The 13,303-nt window shown below is 45.3% G+C and carries 13 protein-coding genes; 4 read left to right on the top strand and 9 right to left on the bottom strand.

What is annotated here, in order from left to right:
* Nucleotides 1-281 precede the first annotated feature (281 nt).
* The 4 genes from N3A72_12105 to gap all read right to left on the bottom strand — a co-directional run bounded on the left by N3A72_12105 (nucleotide 282) and on the right by gap (nucleotide 4,526).
* Nucleotides 282-1,271: a class II fructose-1,6-bisphosphate aldolase gene (locus N3A72_12105; GenBank protein MCX7920318.1), complete on the bottom strand. Its 990-nt coding sequence runs from the start codon at nucleotides 1,269-1,271 to the stop codon at nucleotides 282-284.
* Nucleotides 1,272-1,360: 89 nt separating this feature from the next.
* The gene (locus tag N3A72_12100; GenBank protein MCX7920317.1) at nucleotides 1,361-2,416 is read right to left on the bottom strand and encodes a 6-phosphofructokinase; all 1,056 of its coding nucleotides are present in this window, start codon (nucleotides 2,414-2,416) and stop codon (nucleotides 1,361-1,363) included.
* Between the two features lie 125 nt (nucleotides 2,417-2,541).
* Nucleotides 2,542-3,354 carry a triose-phosphate isomerase gene (tpiA, locus tag N3A72_12095; protein MCX7920316.1) on the bottom strand — a complete coding sequence of 271 codons (813 nt, stop codon included), beginning with the start codon at nucleotides 3,352-3,354 and terminating at the stop codon, nucleotides 2,542-2,544.
* Between the two features lie 137 nt (nucleotides 3,355-3,491).
* Nucleotides 3,492-4,526, bottom strand: coding sequence for a type I glyceraldehyde-3-phosphate dehydrogenase (gene gap, locus N3A72_12090; GenBank protein MCX7920315.1), 1,035 nt, complete (start codon nucleotides 4,524-4,526; stop codon nucleotides 3,492-3,494).
* A gap of 373 nt (nucleotides 4,527-4,899) precedes the next feature.
* Between gap and N3A72_12085 the strand changes: the two genes are divergently transcribed.
* On the top strand, nucleotides 4,900-5,904 hold the full coding sequence (locus N3A72_12085; protein MCX7920314.1) for an aldolase catalytic domain-containing protein: 1,005 nt from the start codon (nucleotides 4,900-4,902) through the stop codon (nucleotides 5,902-5,904).
* A 50-nt stretch (nucleotides 5,905-5,954) separates the two neighbouring features.
* A complete protein-coding gene (locus tag N3A72_12080; GenBank protein MCX7920313.1) occupies nucleotides 5,955-6,620 on the top strand; it encodes a cysteine hydrolase in 666 nt (221 codons plus the stop codon).
* A gap of 258 nt (nucleotides 6,621-6,878) precedes the next feature.
* Here the strand turns inward: N3A72_12080 and N3A72_12075 are convergent, their stop codons facing one another.
* On the bottom strand, nucleotides 6,879-7,484 hold the full coding sequence (locus N3A72_12075; GenBank protein MCX7920312.1) for a replication protein: 606 nt from the start codon (nucleotides 7,482-7,484) through the stop codon (nucleotides 6,879-6,881).
* Nucleotides 7,459-7,884, bottom strand: a complete 426-nt coding sequence (locus N3A72_12070; protein MCX7920311.1) for a hypothetical protein — start codon at nucleotides 7,882-7,884, stop codon at nucleotides 7,459-7,461. The genes N3A72_12075 and N3A72_12070 overlap by 26 nt, the downstream gene beginning before the upstream one ends.
* A gap of 344 nt (nucleotides 7,885-8,228) precedes the next feature.
* On the opposite strand from N3A72_12070, the gene N3A72_12065 reads away from it, so the two are divergent.
* Together N3A72_12065 and N3A72_12060 are read left to right on the top strand one after the other, a co-directional pair.
* Nucleotides 8,229-8,828: a helix-turn-helix domain-containing protein gene (locus N3A72_12065; protein ID MCX7920310.1), complete on the top strand. Its 600-nt coding sequence runs from the start codon at nucleotides 8,229-8,231 to the stop codon at nucleotides 8,826-8,828.
* A 66-nt stretch (nucleotides 8,829-8,894) separates the two neighbouring features.
* Entirely contained in the window at nucleotides 8,895-9,692 is a 798-nt protein-coding gene (locus N3A72_12060; protein MCX7920309.1) for a methyltetrahydrofolate cobalamin methyltransferase, read from the top strand.
* Nucleotides 9,693-9,819: 127 nt separating this feature from the next.
* On the opposite strand, the gene N3A72_12055 is transcribed toward N3A72_12060, so the two are convergent.
* The 3 genes from N3A72_12055 to N3A72_12045 all read right to left on the bottom strand — a co-directional run bounded on the left by N3A72_12055 (nucleotide 9,820) and on the right by N3A72_12045 (nucleotide 13,234).
* Nucleotides 9,820-10,590, bottom strand: a complete 771-nt coding sequence (locus N3A72_12055) for a class I SAM-dependent methyltransferase (protein MCX7920308.1) — start codon at nucleotides 10,588-10,590, stop codon at nucleotides 9,820-9,822.
* 152 nt (nucleotides 10,591-10,742) lie between these two features.
* On the bottom strand, nucleotides 10,743-12,062 hold the full coding sequence (locus N3A72_12050) for a hypothetical protein (GenBank protein ID MCX7920307.1): 1,320 nt from the start codon (nucleotides 12,060-12,062) through the stop codon (nucleotides 10,743-10,745).
* A 281-nt stretch (nucleotides 12,063-12,343) separates the two neighbouring features.
* Complete coding sequence (locus N3A72_12045) at nucleotides 12,344-13,234, bottom strand: Ig-like domain-containing protein (GenBank protein MCX7920306.1); 891 nt, start codon at nucleotides 13,232-13,234, stop codon at nucleotides 12,344-12,346.
* Between the last annotated feature and the right edge of the window lie 69 nt (nucleotides 13,235-13,303).

Raw genomic sequence — 13,303 nt, 5'->3', positions numbered from 1 at the left:
ACACAGGGTAACCCCAGTGTATTTCCGTTGTTACCACATATAGCATAAAAGATAAATTTTGTCAATCCCTGTGTGGAAATCTCTGGGTTCTGGTGGCAAACAACCAGCATTGCGGTTCCGCAGTTCTTGCCCAGCACACAAAGGAGATTTTGTTATATGTAATCAATTTCCCACAAAAACAATTAGAAACAAAGCGTTGTATCCTTTGAAATAAAAAAGCCCCGATAGAACTATTGTTCTACCGAGGCTTTTATAAAAAAGCTATTTTTCTATTTTATATTTTATAAACACTCGGCGGCTTTCCCAGCGCTCCCGAGCACTTCTTTATTCTTGCGAACAATCAGTTTCTGCAGTTCATCCCGTGCTGGACCAAGATATTTTCTTGGGTCAAATTCACTCGGTTGCTCAGCAAATATTTTCCGGATAACCGCAGTCACCACTAACCGGCCGTCAGTATCAATATTAATTTTGCACACGGCGGATTTCGCTGCGCGCCGGAGTTGGTCTTCCGGCACACCGACCGCATTTTCTAGTTTTCCGCCATATTTGTTAATCATTTCAACATATTCCGGAAGAACGGACGATGCGCCATGGAGTACGATCGGGAATCCGGGAATCCGTTTCTCGATTTCTTCCAAAATATCGAACCGTAACGGTGGTAATGGTTGACCTGGTTTAACTTTGAACTTATATGCACCATGCGATGTCCCGATGGATATCGCAAGACTATCTACGCCAGTTTTACTTACGAAATCCTGTACATCATCCGGATTCGTATAATGCGATTTTTCAGCACTGACTTCATCTTCTATTCCCGCGAGAACGCCAAGTTCTCCTTCAACCGAAACATCAAACTGATGCGCATAATCTACCACCTGTTTGGTTAATGCTACATTCTGTTCATACGGTAGTTTCGACCCATCGATCATAACCGAAGAGAACCCGCTATCTACGCAGGATTTACAGAGTTCAAAGGTATCACCGTGGTCGAGATGGAGCACCATTGGAATCTGTTTTCCGGACGCTTTAATCATCGCGGTTGCTCCTTGGGCGAGATATTTCAGCAAAGTTTGGTCAGCATATTTCCGCGCACCGCTAGATACCTGCAGGATAAACGGTGATTCACTTTCGATACATCCACGAACTATCGCCTGCAACTGTTCCATATTATTAAAATTATATGCCGGGATAGCGTATCCACCTTTCATTGCCATTTGAAACATTTTTTTCGTATTAACGAGACCAAGCTCGCGATAATGAACGTTAGCCATATTTTACTCCATAGATATTGATTACACAGATTGAAAATCTCGATTACCCAGAGTGAAAACTTGGGCAATCGTCTTTAGAACCAGTGGAATCATTTAAAAAATATTTTAGCGAATTTAATCCAATCTTCGGTAACCAACTTTTGTTTTCCAACCGCTTCTTTCAAATCGACACCAACGATTTCGTTCCCGACCAGTGCTGCCATTTGTCCGAATTTCTTTTCATGCACAAGGTCAACGGCTTTTGCGCCAACCCGTGTTCCGAGCATTCGGTCGAACAACGTCGGCGGCCCGCCTCGCTGCATATGCCCAATAACCGCAGTTCGAGTATCCCAACCAGTATTATCTTTAATATAGTTAGCGACCGCATCCGCGATTCCGCGCTCTTTCAGTAGCATATGTCCGAATTCATCTAATTCTTCTTCTGTTTCAGTTTTTTTCGGGAGTTCTACTCCTTCAGAGACGACCACGATAGCGTATCGTTTCCCACGTTTTCTGATTTCTTGTAGATGCGCTAACATATCTTCCAGTTCTTTTTCGATGCGGTCATTCTGTTCAGGTAATAACACCCAATCTGCACCGCCAGCAATTGCAGTATATAGCGCTACCCACCCTGCATGTCGACCCATAACTTCAAGCACCATCGCTCGTCGATGCGATTTTGCGGTATCGCGTAATCGTTCAACCGCATCCACCGCTAGCGTTACCGAGGTATCAAACCCGAACGTGAAATCGGTACAATATAAATCATTATCCATCGTTTTCGGAACTCCAACGCATGGTAGCCCTTCTTGGGAATAGAGTTTACTTGCGACCCCGAGTGTATCATCGCCGCCGATACCAATTAACGCATCTAGTTCAAATTTTTTAAAGGTCGCAATAACCTCAGCGACCCGGTCTTTCCCGGTTTCTTTATCTTTCTTATACGGATTCGTGCGCGAACTCCCGAGAATTGTTCCACCTTTCCCGATAATTTCTTCTACATCTTCCAAGGTTAGCGGAATAGCGTCTCCTTTAATAATTCCTGCCCAACCTTCGCGGAATCCGATAACTTCATCGTGATAATCGAGCGCTCGCATCACTACACCGCGAATCGCTGGGTTCAATCCCGGACAATCGCCACCGCCGGTTAATACTCCGAGTCTCACTTTAAATCTCCTCCTTTTTCTTGCGGTCTAATTTCCCGAAGAAATTTTACTTTTTATTTTTATATGGAGTAACGTATCTATCTATTTATTTTATTTAATAAATTCTGTCTAAATAATCTATATGCTCAACAATAGTTCTTAATTTCAGCTGCTTTTTTAACTAAGAAACTGAACGCATCGACTTTCAGTGACGCACCACCGACTAACCCGCCGTCAATATCCGGTATCGGCAACAAATCAGCGACATTTTTCTCATTCAGACTACCGCCGTATTGGATGCGGATAGATGCTGCTACTTCAGCGCCAAACTGGGTGTTCAATAACGCGCGGATAAACTGATGGACTTCCGCAGCTTGCTGCGGAGTTGCCGGCGTTTTCCCTTTACCAATCGCCCAGACCGGTTCGTAGGCAATAACGGTCTTTTTTAACTCTTCAGGGGTCAGTCCCAGCAACCCATTCAGAACGTGGTCTGCAACAACTTTTTCGGTTATCCCTTGATTCCGTTCTTCCAACGTTTCACCAACGCATACGATCGGAACCAAACCCGAGTTTAACGCAGATTTAACTTTCAGATTTACACTTTCATTTTTCTCTTGGAATAAGCGATACGCCGGTGTCGTGGGTTCATATTTCGTTCCACGCCGTTCTGAATGGCCAATGATGACATACTGACAACCAGCATCTACCAGCATTGCCGGCGATATTTCGCCGGTAAACTCGCCGTTGACCGGTTCCCAGAACACATCTTGCGCTCCGAGTTTGATATTCGTTCCGTGGATAGCTTCGCGCACCGCAAACAACGCCGTATACGGCGGACAAAGTACCATATCGATATTGGTTAGATGCCCGATTTCTTTCGCTAATCCGGTAGCGAGTTCTTGTGCTTCCCGGATGGTTTCATTCATTTTCCAATTTCCTGCTACAATCGGTTTACGCATAAAAAGATTAAGATAAAACCGAACCGCAACGAATGCGCCGTTTAGCAAAAGACGCAAAGAAGGTTGGTATTATCGTTAGGGACATCGCATACAATTCTTTGCGTCTTTGCGGTTATGTTTTTGGTTATTTTCTATTGTTATTGTTTCTTTGCCATCAGTTTCAACAAATCAACTACTCGGCAAGCGTAACCCCATTCGTTATCATACCACGAAATAACTTTAACCAACGTTCCGTTATTGACCATCGTTGAAGGTAAATCGACTATTGATGAAGCTGGGTTCTTTTTGAAATCAATGGAGACTAACGGCAATTCACTAACTTCAAGAATACCTTTCAACGGGCCGGCAGCCGCGGATTTGAACGCGGTATTGACTTCCTCAACTGTGGTTGATTTTTCTACTTCAGCGACTAAATCGACTACCGATACCGTTGGGGTCGGAACACGCATCGCAAACCCGTCAAATTTTCCTTTCAATTCCGGCATAACCAACGCGACCGCTTTTGCGGCGCCAGTGGTTGTCGGAATCATTGATAACGCGGCGGCACGGGCGCGCCGTAAATCTTTATGCGGGAGGTCTAATATCCGCTGGTCGTTCGTGTAAGCATGGATTGTCGTCATTAACGCTTTTTTAATCACAAAATGGTCGTGTAGAACTTTCGCAAACGGCGCTAGACAGTTAGTGGTACACGAAGCGTTCGAGATGATATGGTGTTTGGTCGGGTCATATTTATCTTCGTTCACTCCGAGTACGATAGTGATATCTTCATTTTTCGCCGGCGCTGATATAACTACTTTTTTCGCTCCGACTTCCAGATGCACCGCAGCACCGGGTTTCCCTTTTGCTGGGTCGCCTTTTGCATCGGTGAATAATCCCGTTGATTCGAGGACGAATTCGACGCCTAAATCTTTCCACGGAAGCTGCTTCGGGTCTTTCATCGCCAGCACTTTTAGTTCTTTCCCGTTAATCAGAATACTCGAGTCCGTCGCTTTAATCTCCGCATCAAATATTCCGTAGTTAGAATCATATTTTAGCAGATGCGCAAGCGTTTTCGCATCGGTGATATCATTCACCGCAACGAAATCGAGTTCCGTAACGTTCGTTTCAACTGCGCGTCGAATCACTTGCCGACCGATTCGACCAAACCCATTGATTGCAACTTTCACTGCCATAACTATATACTCCTTTCATGAATGAAAAATGATTCCTTAGATTAAATCGGATTCCACGGTTTTTTTAACTATCCCACCGTATAAATCCTAATAATCTATTAAGTTATTTATTATAATTGGTAATCCTAATTTTTGTCAAATGGTTCGATATCTGGAACCGACAAATTTTACCAGTTCAATATACCCGCTCTATTTTTTCGCGGGTTACCGTTGCGCAACCTCGTGTAGATGTCGTCCCTCTTGACGAAAAATGCTATATCCGTTACAATAACCAACTAAAATATCTAACGGGTTTCGGTGTTCTCAGCGAACGAACTCACCGCAATTAACCAGATATTTTTCCGTGCAATAAAAAATATGGAGGGAAACCACAATGGCAAAAAAAGAAATCCAACCTCGTTGGTCGGAAAAGAAAGGAACGTGGCTAACCTATCGGCCAGATATCAAAGTGCTCGATTGCACGATTCGCGACGGCGGGCTCATGAACAACGCTTGTTTCGAAGATGATTTCGTTCGTGCGGTGTATCAGACCTGCATCGAAGCTGGCGTTGATTATATGGAAATAGGGTATAAAGGGTCGAAGAAAATATATTCACCGACGGAATTCGGCTGCTGGAAGTTTTGCGATGAAGATGATATTCGCCGGATAGTTGGCGAGAATAAAACCGCATTAAAACTTTCGGCAATGGCAGATGTCGGGAAAACCGACTACCACGAAGATATCCTACCGAAAGAACAGAGCGTTTTGGATATGATTCGGATCGCCACGTATATCCATCAGATTCCCACCGCAGTCGATATGATTAAAGATGCACACGAGAAAGGTTACGAAACCACGGTCAATCTGATGGCGGTATCCGTGGTGCAAGAAAATGAGTTAGACGAAGCGTTAACGATTCTATGCCAGACCGAGGTTGATGTCATTTATCTGGTGGATAGCTACGGTGCATTATATTCCGAAGAAATCCATGCGTTAATGCGCAAGTATCTCACGTATGCAGAACAAGCTGGGAAGAAAGTCGGAATCCACACGCACAACAATCAGTTACTTGCGTATGCGAACACTATCGAAGCACTGATTTTAGGTGCGAGTTATCTCGATGCGACATTAGACGGATTAGGGCGCGGTGCCGGTAATTGTCCGTTAGAGTTATTATTAGGGTTCTTAAAAAATCCTAAATTCCGACTTCGGCCGGTGATAAAATGTTTGCAGGAATACGTCGTTCCGTTACGCGAAAAAGTTACCTGGGGATACGATATTCCCTATATGCTGACTGGGCAGATGAATCTCCATCCGCGGTCAGCGATGGAGTTTCTCGATGGGAAAGATAACAAGAACTACCTTGCGTTTTACGATACCATTCATGAAGAAGAATAATGGCGAAAAAATCGAATACCACGAATACCAATTTTCGGAGCGAGAATCCTATGGAACCCTACGTCACGCAAGAAACCATTTCCGCTAAAACGAACCTGTGGTTAGAACATATTGCTGCGTTCAATACCCACAGAATGCAACTGAACAAGGAGAAATCCGCTCTCCTGGTGATTGATATGCAACTTTTCTTCCTTGACCCGAATTCACCGACCTATACCTGCGGTGGACTCGCAATCCTCTCAAACTTAAAAAAGCTCATTCACGCGTTCCGAACAGCGAATCGGCCGGTAATTTTCACGCGACACGTTCACCATCCAGACCAGCTTGATGCCGGAATAATGGGGTGGTGGTGGAAAGGGATGTGCCTTGAAGGAAGCCCGGAAAGCGAAATCCATCCGGAACTATCTCCGACCGCTCACGAAAAGGTGGTCTTCAAGCATCGGTATTCAGCGTTTTACAATACCGATTTAGAAACCGTATTACGCTGTCTCAAAATAGAAGATATTGTTATTACCGGAATAATGACAAACATGTGTTGTGAATCTACGGCGCGTGATGCCTACTATCGCGATTATCGGGTATTCTTTCTCGCTGACGGTACCGGGAGTATCTCCGAAGAGATGCATCTCGCGAGTCTGCTCAATTTAGCGTTTGGGTTCGCTTGGGTAACTGACGTTGCGACTATTTTAACCCAATTAGAGGAATCAGCGCCGTAACCTACCAAGTATCGGTTTATTAATGGGTAAATTCCTATTGACGAAAGGTTTTGCTTTTCCCCTGATGGTAACCGAGCTGGGTGTGAATATACCCTAGGTTTTCCAGGTAGTTTTAGGGTTTAACTAATTGATTTTATTGGTGTTAATAAATTTTCCCCTCAAGGGATAGATACTATCTCTTCCTTATCTTTCTCTATTATTAATATCTATCGTTTCAGATAACGATAAAAAAATCAATCGTTCATACGAAAAGCTGGGTTAAGTTATGCACCAGGTTTCCGAGTTCTGGGTCATTTGCTCATCTGGGGCTGCAGCAAATTCACAGTCAGAAATTTCAAATTCGGGCTGTTTTGGTATATCGTTCTGTGGATATTGCTTTACATGCGATTTATTCATTGCTTTCAATCCAGCGGAGATTTTCTGTAATTTGCGGTGATTATCGAGTTTATCATTATCGCGACTGACATCCCACTCATCGGTATTACCGTTGATGGCTAATTCCCACCCGCCGATATTCTTATTATATTTTGATTGAATCGGTCCACCTATTAATATTCTTGCGTTAATCAATCCTTTGATGATGCGATTAACCTTGGATTTATGTCCGCTAACAAACGGTTGGATTGAAACCCACGGGAAATAACTGCTTTTTATCCCAAAACCGTAGGTAAATCGGGCAACTACATCAAGGATTTCTTTCGCCTGAACCGGAAGATTGCTCATCAGAATCATGTCGTAGACCTTCTGTGGATATCGAACGAAATATTCGGAATTCGCGGTTGCGCCCTGCAGTTTGAACTTCGGTTTTTTCGGTAGGTTTTTCGTTGATGGTTGGTGATTACTGTCGATATTGTTCTCGAACATAAAGATTAAATCCGCTGAACCGTTGTCCGGTAGCGCGACGGTTATATTCCGTTTTTTCCGCATCGGAGACATTCTTCCAGGATTGCGCTATCGTTTTCCATTTATTCCGGTTCGCTTGTTGGCGAGCCGTTCGCGGATTCGATGGTTTCTTGTAGTCTTTGACATACTGCGTTCCCTGACGAACCGCAAAAATTTTATCGCCGAACTTTCCACGCACTTCCCGTGCGCCTAGCGGAAATCCGGATACGCCGATGCGGTCAACCTGCAGGAGATATTGGTTACCGAGCGAAACGAAGGTTCGGTGCAACGCATCGAGCGGCGTATAGCCAGCTTCAATCTGCCGAACGAACTCCGCTTCGAATCGATTGATATCGTGCATAATGTGAATACCATTCATCATGGATATCCTCAGCATGTTCTCTTTGACTTTAGGCAACGGTAATTCAGGTTGCGCTGAAATTGAATCCGAACGGATTCGAACCGTGACCTAACGTTGCAGGGAACCTTAAGGTGAAACGGAGCGGAACCCGAATTGACCGGTTCAATTCGGGTTCAACCCCGCTTCCAGCCAATTGTAGAATAATTATTCTAAATATAATTTGGATAATTTCGGCAGAAATAATAGCATAATTTATAGTATTTGTCAATAATAAAATGGATTTAATTTTGCATTTTTTACTTGACAATGTAGAACTTTTTGATATATGATTATATATACAAAAAATTTTCTTGGAGGTAACGGATATGCCAGAAGTTCAACCGAAACTCTATTTCGTGAACGAAGTGGTTGAAAAACTCCAATTCCTCGGCTATTTTGAACTAACCGAGAAAAAATTGAAAGTATGGATTAAAGAGGGAATTATCCGTCCGGTACGACTGAATTCGAATATTAAACGCAGTCGGTATGTGTATACGGAAGCAGATATCGCTGAACTGCGATTGCTTTGCGATTTATTAATGGTCTTACCGAAACAAATCGCCGTCGATTTATTCCGCTTATGCCAAGCGGTAGCAGAATTTGACTCGGTGCTGGAAAATCGAGCATTCGTTCGGCAACTGCTCGAAACCCCAGTGGATATTGATGCGGAACCGTGGAGTAAAATCTGGCCGATTTATACCGCAATTAACGCGCAAGCTATTCTGCTGGAAAACGCTTGGCCGACGATCGATAAAGCGCTGCATCGAATCCAGCTAGCGCAGGAATCGTTCTTCGGAATCAAACTAGCGCTCGATAACCATAAACGGATGCGTATCGCTGAAACCCCACGACTGATTATGGATAAACTCGAGTCGTGGATGTGTTCCAAAATAGCGCAAGCTAACGCTATTCGCAATTGTTCTTGACAAACAAAGCTATATTACGGTAAAAATAGTAGTTCATTTATTCAGCTTACCTTCGAGGAGGAACCTATGATCATCGTTGGCGAACGAATTAATACCAGCCGGAAAACGATTGAACCGGCGGTGCGGAATCGCGATACTGCGTTCATCCAGCAGACCGCTAAAGACCAAGCAGATGCCGGCGCACACTACATCGATGTTAATGCCGGAACTTTACTTGAAGACGAACCAGCGGCGTTAGAATGGCTGGTTAAAACCGTGCAAGCGGTGGTAGATAAACCGTTATGTATCGATAGCCCGAATGCAACCGCAACCGAACGCGCAGTATCGGTTCACCAAGGAAAAGCGTTAATCAACTCTATCAGCGGGGAAACGAACCGGTTCAACTCGATGCTGCCGTTAGTTCTTAAATATAAAACGTCGGTTATCGCGCTATGTATGGACGACGACGGGATTCAAGAGACGCCAGAAAAACAACTCGAAAAAGCTACCACGTTATCCAAAAAACTGTTCGATGCCGGAGTTCCGCCGGAAGATGTTTATTTCGACCCGTTAGTTCGCCCGATTAGCGCATCGCCGGAATCCGGTCTTCTGGTGCTTGAAACTATCCGGTTGTTCAAATCGCAGTTCCCGAACTCGCATATCATTTGCGGGTTGAGTAACGTTTCGTTCGGGCTGCCGAACCGGAAATTGCTGAATACCGCATTTCTTTTGATGTGTATGGCTGCCGGATTAGATGCGGCAATTCTCGACCCGCTCGATAAACGTCTGATGAGCTTGCTAGCAGCCGGTGAAGTGCTCCTGAACCGAGACCCGTTTGCAGAAACCTATATTGCGTTAGCGCGCGATGGAAAGTTGGAAGCATAATCGTTCTCGCAAAGAACGCTACGAAAAAACCTCTGCGGACACAAAGTAAAAAACCGACCTTGTTTGCATTCGTTTCAGTTAATCCGGTGCGACCTGAACGGTGAACGGTGAGCGGGTGATGGCGTTTTCATTTCGTCCCGCAGAAAACCGTGAACCAGCATAGTTTGTTGAGAAAGGGAAATATTCGCAGAATCTGGCTATCTACCTTCTGCCAGCGAGCTAAACTTTTCTGAAATCGCGGGAGATTGCGTTTCCCGAATTCCCAGTAGAATGCGAAAAAGGATACGAGATAAAACTCACGATGCGTATACTCACGGAACAATTTCCCTAACGTTTCTATATCCTGAAACGAAAAATACTGCGCGATTTCCCGCCAGATTTTCGGCGCTACCGTAAACCGATACAGATTCACCAACGGATGGTACTTCAGCGGTTCAACAAAAATCGCTTTCCCACCCGGAGTTAACACGCGACGAACTTCTCTTGCGGTCTTCTGTTTATCAACGTGAATTAACACCGCATTCGAATACACGATATCAAAACGATTCGCCGGAAACGCTAATTCTTCCGCCGACATCCGAATAACCTGAACCTGCGACTGCAACTGCGTTTGCGCCACTAACCGCTGCATCCATTCAACTCGTTTCTCGGAAATATCTATGACAGTTACCTTCGCGCCAGCGCACGCTAGGATCACCGCATTCACGCCAAGTCCACCGCCGAGTTCTAGGATTTTCTTCCCCTGCACCTCGCCCATCAGCTGGTACGCATACTGTTGCGCCGGTGTCTGATAAAACGCTCGTTCTGTTTCCAACTCGAATTGAGTTAGGAGATCTCGCTTATCGGATAGATTTCTCGGGTCGAGAATCGTATCCCAATATTGCGCTTGATTCCGCATACGATACCTGTTGTTGTTGTCGATATATTCTACTCGAATTTGCAGAAGAAAAAAAACTGGGCGACTTCATATGTAACGTCGCCCAGGAGTGGTTAACCCCGCTCTTCGATTGAATCTAACCGAATGGTTGATACATCAAGCCGCTACCGCATCTAATCTTTTATCTCAGCAAATTCAAGTTTACGCCAAGCTAGATTCGCTGGCACTTCCGGTACGTTGAGGGTAACCATTGCGTTCTTGCTAATCGTCGCTTCCGCTTCCGGAATGAGCATTGCGCTAGCGGGATTCACGGTTACCGCCGCAAACCCGCTCACCATTTCGGTACCCCAAGCATACGTCGCTATCATCTGACAATTGCCTGTGGATAACGCATAGAAATACCCGAGATTATCCGCAGTCCCGATGGAAAGATTGCTACTACTCCAGGTTACAGGACCAGGTACGCCGCTAAACGAGAATTTTTTCTTCTGCCCAACGGTTAATACCGCAGACGGAGGACTAACGGTTAGAATCGGCGTCGATGGGATACTAAATCGTCCGTAGCCAAGCCCGCCAGCAAACGCAAAGTATAATTTATCATCAAGCGGATTCGGCGCGTTATACACCGAAATATATCCACCACGCGCATCTTCGTTCGTATCCCCTAAATCGTATTGCTCGAGTAATTGACCGGAAGTCGCATCCCAAACCCGAATTCCATCAACTACGCCTGGGGTCGTGTTCCAATAAGCGCCGTAGAGTTTCCCGCGCGTTGAATACGCTAGACTGCTAATCCAATTCGATTTAAGAAACAGCGTATCTTCGCTCCAGGTTCCGGTAGTAGATTTAACAAACCGTCGGGTATAGCCACTGCCGGAAGCTGTCGCTATCCATAACACGTTCCCATCCGGACTGAGCACGGCATCGTGGGTCGCTTCGTTATGATAAATTTCTTCCGCTAGCGTAAATGTCGTTCCGTTGGTAGTCGTAAAAATCCGCGCTGACGGATAGCTCGTATTCGGAAACGAAAGTTTCGTATTCACCCCGGTTCCGATAAGACGTAATGACCGAACTTGCGTCAATCCACAACTGCCAGCATTCGTCGGCGTGCTCGTTTCATTCGCCCAACGGAGAATTCGCGCATTTCCTCCGCCCGGACCGGTTCCCCAGAAATCATCTACCGCATAAATCACACCATTCGCATCTACCGCAATCCCATACGGTGACGGTGCACCGCCGTATCCATTCACCGGACGTGGTAATTGACCGAGTACCGCGCCATTCTCCGCATTGAGTATCCAGATGGTTGTATCTGACTGAATCTGGAGCATGTGTCCCGTAATCGGATTATATGCCGGTTGCCGCATGTTCCCTGATTGCGCAATACTGCCAGTGGTAACTGACCAATCCAACGTGATGACCGCATCGGCAGGTAATGCCATTATCCCTCCTACTACCAACCCAACGAACAATATCATTATCTTTTTTTGCATAATATTATCTAACCCCCTTTCTCTCGTAACATTGAATAACCTAGAAACCTGAAATCATCGAACTCGATGGATAGCTTAAACCATAGCTTGTCGGTTCTCCTGTTTCTCCGTTCTTTCGCTATTTCTTTCTGTCGATTAGTGTATAACTATAAGGTAAGAATTGTCAAGAAGGAAGATGATGGATTATTACTTTTTCAAGCAAAAACGCAGACAAAAAAACAGCCCCTTATAATACTTATTAATATAAGGGGCTGTTATAATGCAGGAATACTTTTTACAGATTAATGAAACAATTCCCAAGTCCGAATCGCTCGCGGTGCGGTTAATTCACCGACGGGTTCAACGCGATGAACTTTCGCAGGTACTCCCGCATCACGCACTAACGGCGCAGAAGTCGCGACCACGGTTATCACTGCAGAATCAGTAAACGGAACTCCATCGCGAGTATAGGTAGCAGAAACTGTGCAAACGCCAACAGAAATCGCCGTAACCAATCCGGTTGCATCTACAGTGGCTACTGCGTAATTATTACTCGACCAAACCGGTCCGGTTACATTCGCTCCTAAATCTATTCGGCCATACCCTACTCCACCGCAAACCGTAAAATAGAGTTTTCGTGCTAAATTCGCTGTGGCAAAAAGCTGTTTTGTCTGTCCGACAGTAACATTAGCGGAATCAGGAGCTACATCTACCGTATTCCCTTCCTGAATGTTCGAAATAAAACATCCGCGAGTAGAAGAACCACTTTCTCCGATATTTAACGAATCGATTTGGACTCCGGTTGTCGCATTCCAAGCCCGAATCCCTTCAGTTACCGGCGGTACCCCTTGCGCCATATCCCAAACAATTCCGTAGAGAGTATTTGTCGGCTGATGTAACGAGAGTGTCATCACCCAAGGAGACCCCGGCCAGGTTGCATCTTCACTCCACATTCCACCACTTTTAACCCAACGACGCGTATTCGCTGGCGAAGTACCAGCAAACGCTCGAGCGGTATAAATGGTATCAACCGCCAAATTCGCTGGTAACGCATCGTGTATTGCACCCGGTGCATCGAACCGTTCCCATTCATCAAACGAAACGCCATCTGTCGTGCCAAAAATCCGTACCCGTTCTTCCAACTGTGCTACTGTAACAAGTTTCGTATTTGTACCGGTACCGACAACGTTCACGCAACGGACATAGGTCGCATCATTGGTTGCGGCTACGGTCGGAGTAGCAGCTGTCTCTTATACACATCT

This window comes from bacterium (assembly GCA_026416715.1).
In the GTDB taxonomy this organism is placed as follows: Bacteria; UBP4; UBA4092; order JAOAEQ01; family JAOAEQ01; genus JAOAEQ01.
Note: the sequence above shows the minus strand (reverse complement) of the source record. Positions and strands in the feature narration are given on the sequence as shown.

Excerpts from the sequence above, each read along its gene's own strand:
- gap (MCX7920315.1), bottom strand. The coding sequence starts at position 4,526 with ATGGCAGTGAAAGTTGCAATCAATGGGTTTGGTCGAATCGGTCGGCAA.
- tpiA (MCX7920316.1), bottom strand. The coding sequence starts at position 3,354 with ATGCGTAAACCGATTGTAGCAGGAAATTGGAAAATGAATGAAACCATC.
- N3A72_12050 (MCX7920307.1), bottom strand. The coding sequence starts at position 12,062 with ATGCAAAAAAAGATAATGATATTGTTCGTTGGGTTGGTAGTAGGAGGG.
- N3A72_12055 (MCX7920308.1), bottom strand. The coding sequence starts at position 10,590 with ATGCGGAATCAAGCGCAATATTGGGATACGATTCTCGACCCGAGAAAT.
- N3A72_12070 (MCX7920311.1), bottom strand. The coding sequence starts at position 7,884 with ATGATGAATGGTATTCACATTATGCACGATATCAATCGATTCGAAGCG.
- N3A72_12075 (MCX7920312.1), bottom strand. The coding sequence starts at position 7,484 with ATGTTCGAGAACAATATCGACAGTAATCACCAACCATCAACGAAAAAC.
- N3A72_12080 (MCX7920313.1), top strand. The coding sequence starts at position 5,955 with ATGGAACCCTACGTCACGCAAGAAACCATTTCCGCTAAAACGAACCTG.
- N3A72_12085 (MCX7920314.1), top strand. The coding sequence starts at position 4,900 with ATGGCAAAAAAAGAAATCCAACCTCGTTGGTCGGAAAAGAAAGGAACG.
- N3A72_12060 (MCX7920309.1), top strand. The coding sequence starts at position 8,895 with ATGATCATCGTTGGCGAACGAATTAATACCAGCCGGAAAACGATTGAA.
- N3A72_12065 (MCX7920310.1), top strand. The coding sequence starts at position 8,229 with ATGCCAGAAGTTCAACCGAAACTCTATTTCGTGAACGAAGTGGTTGAA.
- N3A72_12105 (MCX7920318.1), bottom strand. The coding sequence starts at position 1,271 with ATGGCTAACGTTCATTATCGCGAGCTTGGTCTCGTTAATACGAAAAAA.